The following is a 19,992-nucleotide window of genomic DNA, read 5'->3' as shown; positions in this document are numbered from 1 at the left end:
ATGGCGGCACGGTCGGCATTCTCCCAGGTATCGTTTCCCCCTCGCGCCAAGGCGTTGTTGTCGTCGCTGGTGCTGACGCTGTCAGCAACCACGGCGACACCGGTCTTGGCCGCTGAAACCGAAGCCCGTGATCTAAAGTACGGCGCGGTCCTGTTCCAGTATTACCAGCAGAATTATTTCGAAACACTGGTTGAGTACGCCTGGGCGGAAGAGCAGGGCGGTATCGCCAACCACGGCACCTATCCGGAGCTGCTTAAAGGTGGGGTGAGCCTTTCCTATGGGCTTGATGAGCAGGCCGAAGACATTTTCGATCGGCTGGCAGCCAGCAATCTGAGCGAGCCGGTACGCAATCGGGCCCGCTTCTTTCTGGGCAAGATGCAATATCTGCGCGGTGAGACAGATACAGCGGCCCGAAATCTGAACCAGATACGGGGTGAGCTGCCAGCAGCTGTGGATGCCGAGTACCGATATCTGGCCGCACTGGTGAACGTAAAGCTGGGCTATCTGGATGCCGGCGAAGCTGTTGCGGAAACCATTGAGCAGGATAGCCCTTACGCACCCTATTTCTACTTTAATCTCGCCATTGCCCTGGAGGGGCAGGAACGTACGGACGATGCCATCGAGGCGCTGAATCGAGTGATCGCACTCAACGACGGTTCCGCCGAATTGCAGCGGCTGGCGGACCGCGCGCGGATGGCGCTCGCCTACGTGTATGCCAGCCACGAAGACACGCTCAACGCCGGGTTACAGCTCACCAGCATCAACACCACTGGGGCCTACTCCAATCGCGGCCTTCTGGGCGCCAGCTGGATGTCCATCAACGCCGGTGACTTTCGCCAGGCTCTGGCGCCACTGGACGTTCTGACGGCCCGTTCCATGGCGTTGCCGGAAGTGCAGGAAGCCGTACTTCTGCGTCCTCATGTCTACGAGCGGATGGGGCTTGAAGGCCGTGCAGCCCGGGGCTTTATCGCCGCAGACAGCCGATTTCGGCATGCGCTGAAAGAGCTGGATGACGCCCGTGAGACCCTCGATCGCTCAGACGTGCTGGAGCTGTTTGTTCGCAACCTCAATGACGTTCTCGATGAGAGCGACTGGTTCGGCCGGGCACCGTCCGTCGCGGTCAACCGCCTGTCGCCTTTCCTGGTGCAATTGATGTCGGATCACAGCTTTCAGTCCGTGCTCAAGGACCTGCGTGACCTGTATGCCATTCGCAACAACCTTGAACGCTGGAAAGCGCGCCGTTCGGACTTCGATACCATCCTGGCAGCCCGCGCTGGCGGTGCGGGAGGGGCCAGTCACGGTGGCCGTATCCGAGTCATTAAGCGCCAGCTCAATGAGGCTCTAAGTGAGCGTGAGCAACTGGCTACGCGGCTGGCGCAGTTACCGCAAGACAAGCAGTCATCCATTCGCTGGCTGCTGGAGGAACTGACGTTCGAAATCAGCAAGGCGGAGACCGCGATTGAAGCACTGCAGGCGGGTAACAGCCTGGCCAGCAGTGCCCACTTCGAACAGCAGGTCACCGGACGGATGGCGGATGTTGATGCCGAGCTCGTTCGCACCGAAAGCCTCATCACCCGCCTGGAGGATGTCATGGTGACCCTGGTTCGCACCGAGCTTGATATCCACCAGCATCGTCTTGAGCAGTATCAGGTTGAGGCCCAGCTCGCCAAGGTCCGGATCCTGGATCGTTCACTGCAGACCCTGGAGCCTGAGGACGAAATACTTGATGAGAGCGGTGCCGTTCAGGCGCAGAGTCAGGCTGCCCCACAGGAGGGAAACCGTGATGAAAAGATCTAGCCTCCTGTTGCTGAGTATCATGGTAAGCGGCTGTGCCTCGTTCCAGAACCCGACCACGATCGCCGGGCTCCAGAAGCAGCAGGAACCTTTGGAAGACCTGCCATTGCCGCGGGTCATGCACGAAGACGTGCGCCGGGAATATCAGGAACTGCTGAAGACCATCGAAGACCGCCGCCTCTACGAGCAAATCGAGCGTCGTATTGCCAGCGTTTACATGCTGGAGGGGGACTACGATCAACTGCGCGGGGTGATGCCCGGCGACGACGGCTACTTCCCCGAAGCGATTTCCGCCTATCACGAGCTGCTGAACAAGTACCCGGACTCGGAACGCAATGCCGAGGCCATGTACCAGCTTGCCAAGGCCTACGATCTGGATGGTCGGGATCAGGAGGCCAAGGCGGTTCTTGAGGAGTTCATTACCGAACACCCCCATTCTAAACGACTGGCGGAGGTCTATTTCCGTAAGGGTGATATCCACTTCCGCCACGAGGAGTATGAGCAGGCCGAGCGGGCCTACCGCGCGGTGGTGGCCATCGGTAACGAATCCCCGTTCCTGAACAACTCCTGGTACCTGCTGGGCTGGTCCCAGTACAAGTTGTCGGATTACGACCGCAGCCTGCAGTCGTTCTCCCGTGTGCTCGACCGTCTGGTGCCGGCAGACGGCAAAGTGGAGACGCTCGACAAGGTTAACCGCTCCCTGGTGGACGATACGCTGCGCATCATGAGCGTGGGCCTGGCCTATGCCGGCGGGGCTTCGAAGATCGACAGCATGTTTGCCAACCGGCCTGAGGCGAAGAAGTACACCTGGATTCTCTACTCCAGCCTGGGTCAGCACTACCTGGAAAAAGAACGGTACGAAGATTCCGCTTCTTCCTTCCGAGCGTTCGTCGTGCAGAACCCGGACTCCGAGCGGGCGCCGGAAATGCACGCGGAGATGATCCGTGCCTACGTGGATGGTGAGTTTTCCCAGCAGGTTCTGCCGGAGAAGGAAAACTACGTTCGTAACTACGGTGTGCGTTCCGAGTTCTGGAAGACCAAGCCGGCAGAGATTAAAGCCAAGGTCATTCCGAACCTGAAAACCTACATCGACGAACTGGCCCGCCACTACCACGCCACTGGCCAGCGCCTGACCCGCGAACTGGCGGATGGCGCCATCAAGGCATCTGCGGTGGCCAGCACCGAAGCCAGCCGTCAGACCAGCTTCCTGAAAGCGGCCCAGTTCTACGGCGAGTTCGAGGAAACCTTCCCGGACGATCCGAAAGTGCCCGAGATGGTGTATATGCGCGCCGAGGCGGCCTTCGATGGCGGCGACTATCCCACGGCAATTACCCACTACGAGCGCACGGCCTACGAGTTCAAGAACTCCGAGTTCGGCGCCGACTCGGGGTATGCCGCGATCATCGCTTATCAGAAAGAGGCTGAACGCCTGATTGCCGAGTCCGGCAAAGGCGGCGAAAAGCTCCGGGCCTGGCGAAGCAAAGGCGTAGAAAGCCAGCTTCGTTTCGTACAGACCTTCCGGGATGACGAACGTTCCGGAGCTGTACTGGCGAAAACCTCGGAAGAACTGTTTGCCCTGGGCCGCTATGAAAAAGCCCTGGAAGTGGCCACCGGAATCGTCAGCCAGGCCGGTGAGGTGGATCGCGAGCTGAATCGGACTGCCTGGGGTGTGATTGCTCATAGCCAATACGAATTGGGTGATTTCGCCGCGGCGGAAAAAGGCTACCTGAGCCAGTTGCGATACATCGACGCGACCGATCCGGAATACCAGAGCGTCACCGAGCGTATGGCGGTCACCATCTACAAACAGGGTGAGCAGGCCATCACAGCTTCCAACCTGGAAAAGGCGGTCGAGCATTTCCTGCGCATCAAAACCGTGGCGCCGAAAACCGATGTGCGTGTCGTCGCGCAGTTTGATGCGGCGACTCATCTGCTGACCCTGGAAGAGTGGGAGCCAGCCCTGACCGAGATGCTGGAACTGCGCCGCCTGTTCCCGCGCCACAAACTGGCCAAAGACCTGTCCCAGAAGATCGCCTGGACGTATGAGCAGGACGAACAGTGGCAAATGGCTGCGACCGAGTATGAGCAGATCTACCGAACCGACCAGCGCGCCGACGTGCGCCGGGATGCCCTGTTCCTCGCCGCCGAACTCTACGAGAAAGCCGGTGATGAGGATCAGGCCCTGGCTTACTTCAAGAAGTGGGCATTCGACTACGAAGAACCCTTCGATACCCGTATGGAGGCGCGTTATCACGTGGCCTACCTGTACGAGCGTCGGGACGATTATCACCGCCACCTCTACTGGCTGCGCCGCGTCATCGATGGCCACAACAAGGCGCCGGATAACTGGAAGACCGACCGTTCCCAGTGGCTGGCAGCCTGGGCCAACAACAAGTACGGCGATTACTGGCGCATCGAGTTTGATCGGGTTCGGCTGAAGCACCCGCTGAACAAGAGCATTCCGCGCAAGAACGAGAAGCTGAAAAACGCCCTTGACCGCTACCAGCAGGCGGCTGCTTACGAGGTGATGGATCAGACCACTCGGGCCACCTTCAATATCGCCGATCTGTATGGTCAGTTCGCCCGCGAGTTGATGGATGCTCCCCGACCAAAGGGGCTGAGCCAGCTGGAGGCCATGCAATACGAACTGGTACTGGAAGAACAGGCAATCCCTTTCGAGGACCTGGCGATCGAAGTGCACCAGGCCAACATCGAACGCTCATGGAGCGGCACATTCAACCCGTGGATCGAGCGCAGCTTCGAGGCGATGGCCAAGCTGAACCCCGCCCGGTTCGACAAACAGGAAGTAAAGGTGGCGTATGGCGATGGTATCCGTTAAGGCATCCCGCCCGGTGGCGGTCATGATGCTGGCCATGCTCTCGGGCTGTGCCGGTATCCTGCCGGTCAGTCAGCCTGACCCCGAGCCAAAAACCGTGGAGCGCGAGCCGGTTCAAGAAGTGGCCGAGCAGAGCACGGCCCCGGCCGTTGAAGGGAAATACCTGCCACAGCAGGGCTACGACGCCCAGGGCAAGAAGATCCCCTATGTGGCGGCCCCGAATCCCTACACCCAGCAGGTAACACTGGTTCCTGCGGCTGCCAAGGCCGCGTTTGCGGACGCGAGGGCCAAACGGGAGAACGGTGATTTGCGCATGGCCCGCAAAGGTTTCCGTGCCATGACCAAGGAGTTTCCGACGCTCTCCGGCCCCTGGGTTCAACTGGCAGGCCTGTCCGAACAGCGGGAAAAGCCGGAAAAAGCGCGGGAGTACTACCACAAGGCGCTGGAAGTGAACCCGAATAACGTCAATGCCTACATCGAGCAGGCGATGTTCGAGCGTCGCCAGGGCGAGTTTAATAACGCCCGGGATGCCTACCTGGCCGCGTTGCAGGTGTGGAAGGACTACCCCGAGGCTCATCTGAACCTGGCCATTCTGTACGACCTCTACATGAACCTGCCGGAGGAGGCGCAGCCCCATTACGAGGCTTATGACTTCCTCACCGGAAAAACCGATGAGCGGGTTGCGAACTGGCTGATCGAGATTCGTCGTCGCACCGGTATCGAAACCAGCTTTATCGATAATCCGCCGCCGGTTCCGGAAGTTCCAGAGGTGCCTGCAAATACGAATGCCGCGGGTGAGGCTGTCTCGGCCGATGCCGGCAGCAGTGCGCCTGCCAAGTCTGAAGAACAAGGCTAAGAGGTGGTCATGACCATGTGGAATAAAAACACCAGCCGCTTTGCCGTCCTACTCCTGAGTGGAGTTCTGGCAGGCGCGGCCAGCGCTGAAGAGTCCATTGATCTGGAGAGCACCTTCGTCGGCGACAAGGAACAGCCGTCGGTGAGCTACTTCATCCCCTGGAAACCACCCGAAGGACCGGAAAACCTGTATCGATCGATCACGTCCGTGTCCGGTCGGGTATTCGAAGTCGTCGATCGGGACGTTCACGCCCGAACCATGCGCTTCTATGACGAACTTTCCCTCGAGAGCCCTGCCGGGACCTCAGGGCAAAGCACCAACTGAAACACCAAGAAATACGAACAGAACTGTCTGGAGAACTACTCATGAACGTTTACACAAGCATTGTTTCATTCTTCCAGGAAGGCGGTGCCTTCATGTTTCCGATTGCCCTGGTGCTGATGATCGGCCTGGCAATCGCCGTAGAGCGCTGGTTTTTCCTCAAGCGTGCCTACAAGTCCAACCGTGCCGCCTACAGTGAACTATTGCCGCTGATGAACGAGAACAAGTTCGAGCAGGCTGAGAAAGCCGCGGAGTCCAACACCGCTGCCATTGCCCGCCTGGTTGCCGTGGGCCTGGACACCATGCGCGCTTCTCCCCGTCGTGACGACATTCATGCTGCCATGCAGGAAGGCGTGATGGAGAGCATTCCGCGTCTGTCGAAGCGCACCAACTACCTGTCTATCCTGGCCAACGTGTCCACGCTGCTGGGCTTGCTCGGTACCATCATTGGCCTGATCGCAGCCTTCACCGCCGTTGCCAACGCCGATCCGGCGGATAAGGCCACGCTGCTGTCCCAGTCCATCTCCGTGGCGATGAACACCACTGCGTTTGGCCTGATCGCCGCTATCCCGCTGCTGCTGATTCACTCCCTGCTGCAGAACAAGACCCTGGAAATTGTCGAAAGTATCGAAATGGCCGGCGTGAAGGCGCTGAACACTATCGTTCGGAGCAACCGTAACTCAGTTAATACACGTGCTTCCGACGCCTGATCACAGCGGGTAATTCGTTATGTTTGCAAAACGCAGAGAACAGGAAGAAGCAGACATCGATATCACCGCGTTCATGAATCTTATGATCGTTCTGGTGCCGGTGCTGCTGATGAGTATGGTGTTCAACCATATCTCGATTCTGGAGCTCAACCTGCCCGACCTGACTGGCGCCCAGACGGCCAGTGCAGAAGAGAACCGCCAGCTGGAAGTGGTGGTTCGGCAATCCGGAATCGAGGTCTATTACCCCAGCGGTAACCTGGTGAAGCGTATCGACAAGGTCGAGCCGGAAGCCGAAGGCGCGGATGCTCACCATGACTTCAAAATGCTTTCCAAGGTGCTGCAGGAGATCAAGAGCCAGCTGGCGGCAAAGAACATCGCCAAGAGTGATGCGCTGTTGCTGTCCGAGCCCGGTGTGACCTACCAGTCCCTGGTGTCCACTATGGACACCCTGCGGGTGGCCAAGACCCTGGTGGTGACCGACGCCGTGGACGTGGAACTGTTTCCCGACATTTCCCTGGGTGATGCCCCGGCCAAAGGAGGCAAGTCATGAGCGATAAGATGACTTCGTTCGGCCTGCAGGGCAGCGCCAAGACCTTCATGAAACCGGCCAAGCTCAACCTGGTGTCGCTGATGGACATCTTCACCATTCTGGTGTTCTTCCTGCTGCTCAACTCGGGTAGTAACCAGTTGATCAAGGTGAACGATGTGGCCTTGCCGGACTCCACGGCTGAGGAGCGCCCGAGGGAAACCACCGTGGTCACGATTACCGAGGACGACATCCTCGTGGATGGCCGGCCGGTGGCGACCATTGATGAGGTAATCACCTCCAATGGCCTGATTGATGGCCTGATGCAGGAACTGAGCTTCCAGGCCAGCAAGCGGGAGGAACTGACCGAGCGTGAGAAGAGCCTCGGACGGGCAGTGACCATCCTGGGCGACCAGGAGATTCCTTATGAGCTTCTGAAACGGGTGATGTTGACCTGTGCCAAGGCGGATTATCGGGATCTCTCCATGGCTGTTTCCCGGATATCCGGCAGCAGCGGCGCGTAACGGGAGGGACTCAATGACTGCAATGACAACAACACCCTACGACTTCGCGCTGCCCTGGGAAGCGAGTGGCGAGGAGGACAGCCGCTTCAAGCGCATTCTCAAGCGCCTGCTGCTGTTGCTCCTGCTTCTGGCCGTGGCCTTCCCCTGGCTGCCGTTGCCGGAGATTGATCGAGAGGAAAAGGAGCGGGTACCGCCGACGCTGGCCAAGGTTCTGATTGAACAGCGAAAAGTGGTTCCTCCGCCGCCGCCCCCCGAACCCGTGAAGCAGGAAGAGAAAACCGAACCGACGAAGGAAGTTAAAAAGACTCCGGAGCCGGCGCCGGCCAAAGAAGTGAAAAAGGCCCGTGAAAAGGTATCCAACATGGGCGTGGCAGCCTTCTCGAAGGAACTCTCTTCACTGCGTAGCTCGCTGAATGTCGCCAAGCTTCAGGCCCGGAACACTAACGTGAAAACCGGCGCAGCAGCGAAAGCCGCCCGCTCGGTACTGGGTGCGACCTCTGCCACCAAAACCAGTGGCGGCGTGAACAGCTCGGTGATGAACGACACCGGTTCCGGTACACAGCTGGCAGGCAAAGGCTCCACTGCGGTGGAAAGCCCCATTGGCAGCGGGACCGGTGGCGGTGGCAGTGGTGCCAGCGGCAATGGTGGTTCCAGTCGCTCGTCGGTGGCCGGCGGTCGCGATATGGAATCCATTCGTCGCGTCTTCGAGCAGCACAAAGGGGCCATCTACGCGCTCTACAACCGGGCATTGCGCAGCGATCCCGGACTGCAGGGCAAGTTCGTTTTCCACATCGTGATCGAGCCGGATGGCAGTATCTCCAGTATCGACCTGGTAGACAGCCAACTGGAGGACCAGCGCCTGGAGCTCAAACTGCTGGCGCGGATCCAGATGATCTCGTTCGGTCCGGAAGACGTGGCCGCAACACCCGTGAACTACAAGTTTGATTTCATGCCTGGTTGATCGGGTAGGAGAAACACCATGATCAGAATAAACAGAGGAATGCGCCTTTTGGCCCTTGCCACCCTGGGTTTGGTCTCACTCACCGGCTGCTTTGAGGGTGAGCTGAGTGACAATCAGGAGGCAATGCTCTCGGACCAGCCCTTCGCTTACGTGGTGAGGGGCTACCCCGAGATGGGGGACACGTCGTCCGTGAATGTGCGGCCGCCTCTGGACCCCCGTGCCCCCTATGCCTTTAATCCCGGCGCGAAGCTGATGGTTCGTGATCGGATTGCCCTGAGTTCCGGGGAAAGGCATGCCCTGGAGGGGTACTTCGGAGGTGCATACGATGTTAAGGATCTGGATGTTTCTCCGGACGGTGAACGCATGGTGTTTGCCGCCCACGGTCCTGCGGACAGCCCCAACAATTTCACCTGGAATATCTTCGAATACACCTTTGCCAGTGGCAAGGTACGCCGGATATTCCAGGATGATCTTGTGGCTAATTCCGGCCAGGACACCAATCCGACCTATACCAACGAGGGAAGGATTATCTTCTCATCCAGTCGCCAGTCTTCTCGTGGAGACTGGCAGGCTCTGGATCTCCGTGAATACCTCGAAGACTTCAACGAGCCGGCCTCACTGCTGCATTCGGTAAAACCCGATGGTACCGAGCTGGCCCAGATCACCTTCGGCCAGTTCCACGATATCGAGCCCGCCACCATGAACGATGGGCACGTGGTTTTCATCCGATTTGGCCGGATCTACGAAACGCTTCAGGATTGCACCCTGGAAAATATCGACGACCCCAACTTCAACCAGCACCCCCACGGTGGCGGTTATGGTCAGGGCAACGGCAGTGGCTTCCCCTCCGGTCTCGAAGATCCGAAAGAATGGACGGTGGATGATAAGTGCAGTGCCTCCCTGGCCGGCGAGGTCGATGGCGAGCGAGTCTTTGTTGAAGACGTGCTCAGCATGTACCGTATCACTCCCGCCGGCGGCAATGTGCACCGGTATTTCGGCAGTCTGAGTGAAGAGTTCTCTGATGCCTCGTTCATTCACTACATGGACCCGATTCCCCTGGATGACGGCAACCTGCTGACCACCATGCGCCACATCTATAACCCGATTTACGGTGGTGATGTGGTGAAGATTAACAGCCAGAATTTCTTTGCAGTCGGCCAGCCGGTGACGGAGGGCATTACCGGAGAGGCGGAGGAATCCATGACACCGGGGCTGGTGAACTTCTACCCGAACCAGGTCTCCCCGACTGGCTGGTACAGCTCCGTCGCGCCGTATAACGATGGCACTGGCCGCATGCTTACCAGCTGGGCCCAGTGCCTCACCTCCAATGGCGAGACCAGTACGCCCTGCGAAGGTAGTGCCACGACGGAAAGCCTTGGTGAACCGAGGTACGGCATCTGGACCATTGATCCGGCCACCAATACCCGGTTGCCGGTTGTGCAGGGCCACGAACGGGCTCTGTACACCGACATTGTGATTGCCGACTACAACGAGCTGGCCCGGCCCTACACTGGTGAACGTCACAAGCTGGACCTGGAAGAGAACTCGGCGCTGTTCGAGATCCGCAGCATCTACGATCTTGACGGCGCTGATATGGCCGAGCAGTTCGACGGTGGCATTGAAACCCGCCGCGACCCCAGCCTGACTCAACCGGATGATCGCTCCGAGCGCTTTATCCGCGTATTGGGCGTGCGCCAGATCCCACCGGAGCTGGAGCAGGCGATCCTCAGTGACGAAGTTCTGAACCCACCCTCCGGCCCTCAGCCGCCACTGGGACTGACCCCGCTGGTGGGCTCCGGTAACCGAACCCTCTACGATGTGCTGTCCTACGCCATGGTTGAGCCGGATGGGTCGGCGATGGTGAAGGTGCCCGCAGACACCAACTTCAGTTTCGAAGTGGTGAACAAGTACGGCAAGCGCGTAGAGCTGATTGCAGCGCCGGATTACAACTACAACTACCTGACCCAGCACCCGCGTCCGTTGTTGCTGGAAGAGGGTGAAAAACTGACCTGTTATGGCTGCCATGACCCGGAAGTGGACATTCCTCACGCCCGGACAGACGTGGAGCTGGCGTCTGCGAACCCGGGCGCCCCGGGAGATGGCATGGCCTTCCCGAACGCCAACCCGCAAATACGCGCCTATCGCTGGAAAGACACCATGGCCCAGGCCCTGGTGGATTCCCTGAACAGCCTTCAGGCGACCTGGGCAGACACCGTGCGTTACGAGGATTTCTGGAACAATCCGCCGGAGCCTTCACTGGCATTCGAAGTTCCCTACAGTGGGCTGACAACGCCAGTGCCCGTCGCAGATGTTAATTGCCTGACCGACTGGAATGCGAACTGCAAGTCCACGATCAACTACAAGGAGCACATCCAGCCGATCTGGAACGCGTGCCGTGTCGACCCGAACCAGAATGTAGTGACTTCCTGTCAGAACTGCCACCGCGCAGCCGAAAGCAAATCCTGCCCGGACGGCGTTGGCGGCGGTGGCGCCAGCACCAATCTGCTGTTGGGATCGGGTAATGCCTCCTGGGACAACCGACAGCTTGAATCTTATGTAGAGCTGTTCGAGCCGGACTACTACCTCCGGGAAACCGAAACCGGCGATTGGGTGGAAGTGGACTCGGCCGATCTGGATGCCCAGTGCCCGGATGGGGTTCAGGGTGACATGACCATTCTGCCCGAGCCCGGCGTCTGCTTTGCTCGGCGCCTGATGAGTGGCCGTGGCGCCATAGCCAGCGCGCGCTTCTTCAGCCTGTTCGACGATGACCCGGACGATGATGAATACGAAGTGGAAACCGCTGAAACGGCCGCCATCCGCCAGAGCCATCAGGGCATGCTCACCCGGGCGGAACTGAGACTGATCGCGGAATGGCTCGACACCGGTGCGCACATCTATAACGACCCGGAAAAGTTCGAGTTTCCGACACCATAAGCAGGGAGACGTACCGTGACGACTGCAGTAAGCCACGACGATGTCATAGAACTGGACCGGTGGAGCGTGCCGGACCTGGAACTGGAACGTGACTGTTGGATTGTACCTCCCCGCGACAGCTGGCGGATTGACCGCCGGCTGCGCCAGACCCGGGTGTCGGCCAAAACCAGCACCCTGTTCACCCGGTTCAGTAGCCACTACCTGCTGATACAGACCAATCGGCGGAAAAAGGACCTGCCGGAGCAGGTGATCGATCTAACGTTTGTGCAGGAGGAGCCGAGAGAAATCCGGGATTACCGGTTCTGGCTGTGGTTGGCTGGTGCACTTTGCCTGGCCGTGCCGGCCGTTCTCTACGCGGCCTTTCCGGCCCCGCTGGCGTGGCTGGTGGTGCCGCTGTTTGCGGCAGTGGCTTTCATGTTCTCCGCCATACGCTCGGGTCGGCATGTGTTTGAGTTCCGGGCTCTGAACAGTGATGTGGTGCTGTTCACCATCGATGCCCGGACGCCGAGCCGTGAACGGGTGGATCTGTTCCTGACGGAACTCAGGGAGGGCATCCTCCGGGGCCAACGCCATCTGCCCGATGGTAAGGGCAGAGTCCCCCTGGCGGTGGCGGACATGAGGCGTCTTTCTGAAGCCGGCGTGATCAGCCGCGATCAGTATGAGCAGATCAAGCAGAACTGGTTTTCCATCTGACGGCTCATTCGGTTTGTCCTGCCCCTCGCAACATGGCCTGAAGCAGCTCCTCGGCGTCAAACTTGGTGAGCGCCTCGTTAGCGCCCACCTGGTTGGCATAGCTGAGGCTCATCTCGCTGTTCAGTGACGTGTGCAGAATGATGTACGGCTGGCTGAGACTGCTGTTGTCCCGCACGTTGAACGTCAGTTCGTAGCCATCCAGGCCGGGCATTTCGATGTCGCTCACCAGAATATCAATGGGCCGGCCCAGTTCATCTTCCTTGAGCAAGATCTGAAGCGCCTCGTCCCCGTTGGAGGTGACCTGATAGGAAATATCCTTGCTGTCCAGCACATCGCTGAGTTGCTTGCGGGCCACCTGGGAATCGTCCACCAGGAGGATATTCAGGGATTTCAGCGTCTCGCTCTGAATATCCGTCAGCATCACTTCCTTCGCATCCAACGATTCCGGATACACCTTTGCCAGCAGTAGCTCTACATCCAGCAGCTGGATGATATCGCCCTCCACGTCCAGCAACCCGGTGATGAAAGCTTTGCTGCCAAGCGCCTTGGGCGGTGGCATGACGTGCTTCCAGTCTGCCTCGATAATCTGCCGGACGCCGCGCACCAGAAAACCGATCTCCTGACGCTGCACGTCCGTAATGATGATGGATGCAGACTCCCGCTCCTCAGGTGTCAGCGGCGGGTAGCCGACGGCCGACGCCATATCAATAACCGGTACAGCGGACCCCCGAAAGGTGGCTGTCCCGATGACGGCATGATGGCTTTGAGGCAGCTTCGTCAGCGGCATCATCGGAAGAATTTCACGAATCTTCAGGGTGCCTAACCCGAACAGGCGCGTTCCTGCCAATTGGAAAAGCAGAAGTTTCTGGGACTGTTTGGTCTTGCCGGACATAGGGTTAATCCAAAGGGTTTTGGGCACGAAAGTGTCAATGGAATGATAAGTAGTTTATGTGCCACATGTTTCTGCAATATTAGCAGTTTTGCCGGAAGGCGCAGTGGGTAGGTTTGTATCATTTGGTGACAGGTTCACCCGAAAGGAAGATTCCCTCTATACTCGGACATCCAAAACAAAGGAGAAACACCATGATCGGATACGTAACACTCGGCGTTAGCGATATGGCCCGGGCCAAACAGTTCTACTCGAACCTGCTGGGCGATCTGGGCGCGAAAGTGCTGCTGGACATGGGCCGCATCGCCTTCATCGGCAAAAGCATGAAAGAGCCCATGCTGGCCGTGTGTACCCCGTTTGACGGCGAACCCAATCACCCGGGCAACGGCAACATGCTGGCCATTCCGCCGGGCTCCAAGGAAGCGGTGGACGCGCTTTACAAGAAAGCGATTGAGCTGGGCGCCTCCTGTGACGGTGAGCCGGGGCAGCGTATTCCGGATCAATTCTACGGCGCCTATGTGCGGGACCCGGACGGAAATAAGCTGGCGTTTTTCGAGTTTGGTTGATCGCTGGTTGGCGTATCAAAGCCTCTGATTTCAGGGGCTTTGTTTAAAGCAAGTAATCAAAAAATTATGCCCATGGACCAGAAGTGGCTGATCGGTGTCGACCTCGGTGGCACCAAAACCGAAGTCATCCTGATGGACCGACAGAGCCGGGAGCATTTCCGGACCCGCCGAGCCACCATAACTGGCGACTATCAGGCGACTCTCCAGACCATCGAGAGCCTGGTGGCCGAAGCCGAAACCCAGGCAGGCACGACGGGCATCCCAGTGGGTGTGGGCATTCCCGGCAGCATCTCCCGCAAAACCGGACGCATCAAAAACGCCAATTCCACCTGGATAAACGGTCAGCCCATGCAGGAGGACCTGCGCCAACTGTTGCACCGGCCAGTCACCCTCACCAACGATGCCAACTGCCTTGCCCTCTCGGAAGCAACAGACGGAGCCGCGAAGGACTGTAACACCGTATTCGCCGCCATACTCGGCACCGGTTGCGGTGCCGGTGTGAGCGTCAATGGGCGCTTGCTCAGCGGTCCGAACGGCGTGGCCGGTGAATGGGGGCACAATCAGTTGGCCTGGACCCCGGAAACCGAGCTGCAGCAACGCCCCTGTTTTTGTGGCCGCCACGGTTGCAACGAAACCTTTCTCTCAGGCACCGGCCTGTCCCTCACGCACCAACTCCTCACGGGCCAGCAAACACCGGCCCATACCATTACTGAAGATGCCGGCAAAGGAGACCCGGAGGCAGGCAAAACGATGGATCACTACCTGGAGCACCTGGCGCGAGGCCTCGCCGCCGTTGTCAACGTGCTGGACCCGGACATCATCGTGCTGGGTGGTGGTATGAGCAATGCTGAACAGATCTACGAGCAGTTGCCCGAGCGACTACCGAGGTACGTGTTTGGTGGGGAGTGTGACACGCCAGTGGTAAGGGCGGTTCATGGGGATTCTAGTGGGGTTCGGGGAGCGGCTTGGTTGGGGGCGTGAGGCTCGGTTACAGGCATAAAAAAGGCCCCTGAAATCAGGGGCTTTTTTGAGGTTGTTTGGTGGAGACGGCGGGAATTGAACCCGATGCCGCGCGTCTTCGGAGCACCACAGAAAACCACAATTTTCGTAAAAACAGAAAGTTGCTAAAAATCACATCCACATAGGACCACACATAAACGCAAAGCCGTGGACACTTTGTTGACACTCGGCAGAGCAATCTAATTCATCGTTAGTTTGCTTCGCGCCTTCAATTTATGCCTGGTACTCTTTGAATGAATTGGCAAAAGGAGATTTGCGATGTCGACAGGCTTCGCCGTCATCACAGAAAACGACGAATCTAAATGGGATGATGAGACTGGTGTGCAGTACCACGATCCTCACTATTTTGCGGTAGCAGAGATTTCAAGTATCGAGCGGGTTGATGGGGAGCAGGGTGGCGAGTTGATTGCCCACATAGATGGCTACCGTGAGTTTTCAGAGGCCGTCCTCCATAAAGTGGATGGCGAACCTTTAGAAGAGATCCCCGAGAAGCAGAAATCTAATTATTGGCGCCGAAGTGTCAGAGATATCTCTCAAGCTGTTTTCGAACATATCTTGAGCAAGGCTACCAGCCTTCCCTTAACCTCAGATAGTGGTCGCGATGGCGGCCAGGGTCGCCTTACTTCTACCAGCATCGAAGGTAAGAAAAAGGTTGTCTATAGCACGGTTTACGAGAGAGACAGTAACCTAAGGGCGCAAGCCATCGAAATTCACGGATTGACCTGCAAAGCTTGTGGTTTCAACTTCGGGGAGACTTATGGCCCTTACGGAAAAGGCTTGATACACATTCATCACATAAGGCCGCTTTTCGAAGCAGGTGAAGCTCAGTATGTAAACCCGGAGACAGACCTGGTACCACTGTGTGCAAATTGCCACACCATAGTTCACCGTAGAAGAAACCGCACGCTTACTGTGGATGAGGTGAAGAGTCTTATCCAAGGAAAGGAAATCTCATAATGCAGGACATAATGGCGTTCCTCTCGGAATCGGTGTTCCCCGTTGTTGAGCAAAACGGAGTTGTATTCTCGGCCCTCGTTGCTGCGATCGCCTTTGCTTACAAGACCAGGTTAGAGGCAAAGCAGTCTGTTAGGCACGCATTGTTCCTCGTGATGCAGGTAAGAATCACCCTCTCGTCTCATTCTGAGGACGTAAAAGGTAGCTTATCGAACACTGTAGAGTCTTTGATTGGTGATCTAGGAGGGTTGGGCGTTCCAGTCGACGAGGAATCACTTCAAGTGAACAAGGATCAAGCCGAACAGTTCGGATTAGCTTTGGAAGAGCGTTTTTTTGCTTTGGATGGTGCGAGTTTCGCCGATTCCATAAGAAACGCTACCAGGGAGTTGTCGAAAAGCGATCCGTTCATGGCGAATAAGATCACTTTCATTAGCAAGTTGCCCTCAGTGCTTGAGTCCCAGCAGGAATATATTTCTAGCATCGAGCAGCTCAGTGCAAAACTTTCTGACCAATCGCTACCGCGCTATGTTGTCGAGAATACTAGGGCGGTGTGTAAACGTTTGATCAAAGAGAAAAATGCAGCAGTGGTTCAGGAGGTAATTTCTGAAGTTGATTCCACGCTTCGAGAATTAGCGCAAAGGAGCAGCTGGTACCATCTATACAGAATCAAACGCTTAATGGCACGGTGGGATTCCGAAACTCCTGAAGGCTTGGTGCAACCGGAACGAGATGGTCTTGAAGAAACGCTTCGTAAAATTACGGGCGAGATTTTGATTTTAAATAGGCAGCACGAGCAAGCTGCAGCAGCCTCATCTAACGCTGATCAGACTTAGTGTGTAGGCAAAGGCTCACATGGGTTTCGGAAATGTAGTGTTGAGGCAGATCTGGAGTTCTTTACACTTGCCCCGAGTCCCTCGGTTAGGACTACCGGAGCTCACCGCCGGCAAGGATGCCTGGCAAGCGCGACACCTGCAAAGTGACTTCAGGGAGAGGCCTGTAGTTAGATTTAAGATAGTTCGGTGGGTATTTCCAGCACAGGCGCTCGGTTCCTGAGATTCTCCGCCCAAGTAGATTGTATAAATGGTCTAGTTGGCTCTTTGAGCGTATTATTGCTATCTTTTCGCTACAAACTGTGTGATTTTTGGGCGGACTGAGGCGCAACCTACTTATAACCTTTTGGCATTAGAGACTGTAGATGGATATTACTGATGATCTTCGGTTGTTTTCTAAGCTGGACGATGACCTCCTGACAAAATTTCTAAATGTTGCAGGGAGAGAAAAATCTAGTCCGGTTGACCGAGCTGAAGTTATTAGAGAGATAGAGGTAGCTTTAGGAGACGATGGTGATGTCAGAGGGTTGTTTAGAGTTTTAAACCACCTTGCTCGAGGATTGGCTACAGCTAAGGATTTTGAGCAAGAGTTTTCGGAGGTCGATGCTGTTTTTGCAAAGCTTGCGGGCGATGATGATGAGGTTGCTGCCGGTTGGGCCAAGCTTAGGACTAACAAAAATTTCATCGATGACTTTATTTTTTCTAGAAAAGAGCAAGAGCTAAAAGATCGCTTTAATCGATTTAAAGATGTTAATGCTACGGTTGATATTAGGCCGGTTTTTGATATCAAAAGAGAAGAGATAAAGAAATGTCTTCACATGGTTATTGTTTCATTTGATGCCGATGACGATGAGTTCGTTATTGAGATGAGTGAAGATGATATCGATGAAGTGATAGAAGAATTACAAAGGGCTAAGAAAAAGCTTTCTATCACCAGAGAGCTGGGCCTTTTAAAGTAAGCAAGGGATGGCTTTATGGAAAAAGTAAAATATATAGAAGGGGCCATCAGAGCTTTTAGCGAGTTGCATGGCTTCATTCAGTTTTTGCTTTTGGCAATCATATTTGGCGGATTGGCTTATTTTTTTACTAAATTGATTCTTAATCATCTTGAATCATCAAGGATTAATAACAGTCTCGAAAGGTGTGCTTCTGTAATAGTTGATTGTAGAAGTGCAATTCAAACGAACACGGAAGTTATACGAGATGTTGTTGGTCGAAAATAGTTGGAGAAAACGATGATCTGGCTTGCTCTAGTGGTCGCGTTAATAGTTGTCGTGTTAACTGTTAATCAATACCTCATTCGTTCGAAAAGAATGGATGCGATTGATAGTGCAGCTTCTATGCTTCGAGCAGATGTCGTAGAAGTTCAGCGTTTGGCGGCTTCTTTGGTCCAGGCAAAGGGTGGCGAAGAAGTTTCTTCTTCGATACAAAGAGATCGTGATCCGTACTCTGTTGCAGATGATCAAGCCCGGGCCGCGATTGAGAGCGTTTTGCGTTTTTCGAGGCCAGATGTTGGCTTTGATGAGCTTTCCATTAAGAGTTTAAATTCAGATATTTCGCTTATTTGCGAAAATGATATTTTGGCTGATTATTACGCTGACCTTATCGAGGCTGCTTCGTATATGGACCAACAAAACTTTGTTTCAGTTGTAGATGACGATTTCTGGAATGCCGAATTTTGGAGTTCTGATAAGTTGCACCATCGCCCTCGTGGGCTTCTTCGCCAAGGTAGTAGGCGCAAGGTCGGGCGCTCCCATGATGATGGCGAGAATAGTTTGAGTGGTTATGTCTTTAGTTGATTTATAGGGCGTTCTTGGATCGCCCTATAAATCTTTTCCGACCCATACTACTTTCCCAATCACCTCGAGACTGTTCACGCCTTTGCTTGAGATCTTTTGAGGTGGATACTGTTTATTGTCACTCAAGAGCTACACCCCTTCTTTCCACGCCGTCTGGATGTGCTTAACCAATAGATCATCAACGTTCCGGGTCACATATATCTGTCTGTCTCTCAGTTTCTTTTCACTAGTCATTCGCAACAGGACTTCGTTAATTTATTCGTGGTGCAATTGGCAGATGATTTTATTGTAAGAAATCTCTTACGACTGGTTAGGAGAGGTAGGCTGGTTTGAGTGGACCATCATGGCAAACTTCTCTCCTGAGCCACCCGGCTAGAGAGACCAGGGCTCACCGCTGGCAGGGATGCGTGGCAAGCGCGACACCTGCATAGTTGTGTGACTGCAGGGAGAGTTCTGATTGGTTTTCGTTTATGGCTTTTGATGCATCGACCTTTTGTTAAAGTTGCCATTTTCGTCAACTAGCCAAGTAAACTGACCTGATAACACCTTCTCGTAAACCTCGTTTCTATTTTCAATCTCGCAAGCGTCCAGTATTTTTTTCGTCATAAATAACAGAAGTTCTGGGTATCTATCTGTTCGTTCAAGCCTGAACACATAGGGTCTTTTGTGTGCGCCTATTACCGACGACGGGAGATCTATGAGAACGAGCTGTTCCAGCTCGTCCAGGATGGACTCATAAAACGACGACTACTGACAAAGGTGGCTGCATGATCAAAAAGCTACCGTCGGGACGATGGCAGGTCGATATCCAGCCAGGTGGAAGAGGGCAGAAACGCGTCCGGAAATCCTTTGATTCCAAAGCAGAAGCGCTACGGTTTGAGCGTTGGGCAATGAGTCAGCATGACTCTGGAGCGAATATTCCCCAGCTGAAAAGTGATCGGCGCAAGCTTTTAGAAATTCTGGAAACTTGGTACCTGGCACATGGCAAATATCTGAGGGATGGGGAGCGCCGCTATCGTCAACTCAAACGAATTGCGGAATCGTTTAGAAACCCGATAGCGGCAAAAGTTACGGCTAATGATTACTTGGTCTATCGCGCGGTGCGAATACAAGACGGAATCTCACCTAAGACATGCAACAACGATCTCGGCTATCTCAATGCGGTGTTCAATGAGCTTCACCGAACTGGTGAAATCATTTACTCAAATCCTTTCGGAAAAATCCGTCCCATTAAGATCCAGGAGCGGGAAATGGGATATCTGGATCAGGAACAGATCCGGGCGATCTTTACCGAGCTGAGATTACGAACAACAAACCCTCATGCAATATTGGTAGCACGACTTTCTCTCGAGACTGGTGCTAGATGGTCAGAAGCAGAAGGTCTCACAATTGATAGACTCAAGCCCTACCGCGTCACATACGACCAAACAAAGTCAGGTAAAAAGCGCTCAGTGCCAATTTCCAAGGAACTCTATGAAACAATTAAGAAGCATCTGGAGCACTACGGTAGTTTTGGTGCTCCTCTATATGTTCTTTTCGGAGAGCCGTCGATCGCTCCGGTATCCAGTTGCCCAAGGGGCAGTGTGCGCACATTCTGAGAAATACCTTCGCGAGTCATTTCATCATGAGCGGCGGTAATATTTTGACCTTGAAGGCAATTTTGGGACATTCTTCCATTGCGATGACTATGAGGTATGCACATTTATCCCCTGATCACTTGGAGGACGCCGTCAGACTGGGCCCCTCAGCAGGGTAGTGAGCTTAATTTGGTTTAAAACT

At 55.4% G+C, this 19,992-nt stretch carries 19 protein-coding genes; 18 read left to right on the top strand and 1 reads right to left on the bottom strand.

The annotated features are described in order from the left end of the window. From D777_RS11985 to D777_RS11940, 10 genes are read left to right on the top strand one after another with little or no spacing between them, the layout of a single operon-like run. On the top strand, positions 1-1,797 hold the full coding sequence (locus D777_RS11985; RefSeq protein WP_036132439.1) for a tetratricopeptide repeat protein: 1,797 nt from the start codon (positions 1-3) through the stop codon (positions 1,795-1,797). Continuing rightward, on the top strand, positions 1,784-4,633 hold the full coding sequence (locus tag D777_RS11980) for a tetratricopeptide repeat protein (protein WP_036132436.1): 2,850 nt from the start codon (positions 1,784-1,786) through the stop codon (positions 4,631-4,633). Before D777_RS11985 ends, D777_RS11980 begins: the two co-directional genes overlap by 14 nt. Next, on the top strand, positions 4,614-5,486 hold the full coding sequence (locus D777_RS17685; RefSeq protein ID WP_051669081.1) for a tetratricopeptide repeat protein: 873 nt from the start codon (positions 4,614-4,616) through the stop codon (positions 5,484-5,486). Before D777_RS11980 ends, D777_RS17685 begins: the two co-directional genes overlap by 20 nt. Before the next feature lie 9 nt (positions 5,487-5,495). After that, positions 5,496-5,810: a hypothetical protein gene (locus D777_RS11970; protein WP_201443371.1), complete on the top strand. Its 315-nt coding sequence runs from the start codon at positions 5,496-5,498 to the stop codon at positions 5,808-5,810. 41 nt (positions 5,811-5,851) lie between these two features. Then, complete coding sequence (locus tag D777_RS11965; RefSeq protein WP_036132433.1) at positions 5,852-6,517, top strand: MotA/TolQ/ExbB proton channel family protein; 666 nt, start codon at positions 5,852-5,854, stop codon at positions 6,515-6,517. A 19-nt stretch (positions 6,518-6,536) separates the two neighbouring features. Then, positions 6,537-7,067, top strand: a complete 531-nt coding sequence (locus D777_RS11960) for an ExbD/TolR family protein (protein ID WP_036132431.1) — start codon at positions 6,537-6,539, stop codon at positions 7,065-7,067. Further along, complete coding sequence (locus tag D777_RS11955; RefSeq protein ID WP_081849541.1) at positions 7,064-7,567, top strand: ExbD/TolR family protein; 504 nt, start codon at positions 7,064-7,066, stop codon at positions 7,565-7,567. Before D777_RS11960 ends, D777_RS11955 begins: the two co-directional genes overlap by 4 nt. Positions 7,568-7,580: 13 nt before the next feature. Beyond that, positions 7,581-8,528: an AgmX/PglI C-terminal domain-containing protein gene (locus tag D777_RS11950; RefSeq protein WP_051669080.1), complete on the top strand. Its 948-nt coding sequence runs from the start codon at positions 7,581-7,583 to the stop codon at positions 8,526-8,528. Positions 8,529-8,546: 18 nt separating this feature from the next. Then, complete coding sequence (locus D777_RS11945) at positions 8,547-11,462, top strand: PD40 domain-containing protein (RefSeq protein ID WP_150112642.1); 2,916 nt, start codon at positions 8,547-8,549, stop codon at positions 11,460-11,462. Between the two features lie 15 nt (positions 11,463-11,477). Beyond that, positions 11,478-12,155 (top strand): hypothetical protein, encoded by a 678-nt coding sequence (locus D777_RS11940; RefSeq protein ID WP_036132425.1) that lies wholly within the window; start codon positions 11,478-11,480, stop codon positions 12,153-12,155. A 4-nt stretch (positions 12,156-12,159) separates the two neighbouring features. Here D777_RS11940 and D777_RS11935 read toward each other — a convergent pair whose 3' ends face one another. Then, entirely contained in the window at positions 12,160-13,047 is an 888-nt protein-coding gene (locus tag D777_RS11935; RefSeq protein WP_036132422.1) for a chemotaxis protein, read from the bottom strand. A gap of 191 nt (positions 13,048-13,238) precedes the next feature. On the opposite strand from D777_RS11935, the gene D777_RS11930 reads away from it, so the two are divergent. The 8 genes from D777_RS11930 to D777_RS18250 all read left to right on the top strand — a co-directional run bounded on the left by D777_RS11930 (position 13,239) and on the right by D777_RS18250 (position 19,969). Further along, positions 13,239-13,610, top strand: a complete 372-nt coding sequence (locus D777_RS11930) for a VOC family protein (RefSeq protein WP_036132420.1) — start codon at positions 13,239-13,241, stop codon at positions 13,608-13,610. Between the two features lie 66 nt (positions 13,611-13,676). Then, positions 13,677-14,591, top strand: coding sequence for an ROK family protein (locus tag D777_RS11925; RefSeq protein WP_227501754.1), 915 nt, complete (start codon positions 13,677-13,679; stop codon positions 14,589-14,591). A gap of 297 nt (positions 14,592-14,888) precedes the next feature. Continuing rightward, positions 14,889-15,587, top strand: a complete 699-nt coding sequence (locus tag D777_RS11920; protein WP_036132418.1) for an HNH endonuclease — start codon at positions 14,889-14,891, stop codon at positions 15,585-15,587. After that, a complete protein-coding gene (locus tag D777_RS11915) occupies positions 15,587-16,417 on the top strand; it encodes a hypothetical protein (RefSeq protein WP_036132416.1) in 831 nt (276 codons plus the stop codon). Before D777_RS11920 ends, D777_RS11915 begins: the two co-directional genes overlap by 1 nt. 362 nt (positions 16,418-16,779) lie before the next feature. Next, the gene (locus D777_RS11910) at positions 16,780-17,373 is read left to right on the top strand and encodes a hypothetical protein (protein WP_036132412.1); all 594 of its coding nucleotides are present in this window, start codon (positions 16,780-16,782) and stop codon (positions 17,371-17,373) included. Positions 17,374-17,649: 276 nt separating this feature from the next. Beyond that, positions 17,650-18,213: a hypothetical protein gene (locus tag D777_RS11905; protein ID WP_036132410.1), complete on the top strand. Its 564-nt coding sequence runs from the start codon at positions 17,650-17,652 to the stop codon at positions 18,211-18,213. A gap of 767 nt (positions 18,214-18,980) precedes the next feature. Continuing rightward, positions 18,981-19,811 carry a phage integrase gene (locus D777_RS18255; protein WP_264673445.1) on the top strand — a complete coding sequence of 277 codons (831 nt, stop codon included), beginning with the start codon at positions 18,981-18,983 and terminating at the stop codon, positions 19,809-19,811. Beyond that, positions 19,781-19,969: a tyrosine-type recombinase/integrase gene (locus D777_RS18250; RefSeq protein WP_264673444.1), complete on the top strand. Its 189-nt coding sequence runs from the start codon at positions 19,781-19,783 to the stop codon at positions 19,967-19,969. The genes D777_RS18255 and D777_RS18250 overlap by 31 nt, the downstream gene beginning before the upstream one ends. Positions 19,970-19,992: the final 23 nt, after the last annotated feature.

The organism is Marinobacter nitratireducens, from assembly GCF_000708045.1.
In the GTDB taxonomy this organism is placed as follows: domain Bacteria; phylum Pseudomonadota; class Gammaproteobacteria; order Pseudomonadales; family Oleiphilaceae; genus Marinobacter; species Marinobacter nitratireducens.
This window is presented reverse-complemented; position numbering and strand designations above follow the sequence as displayed.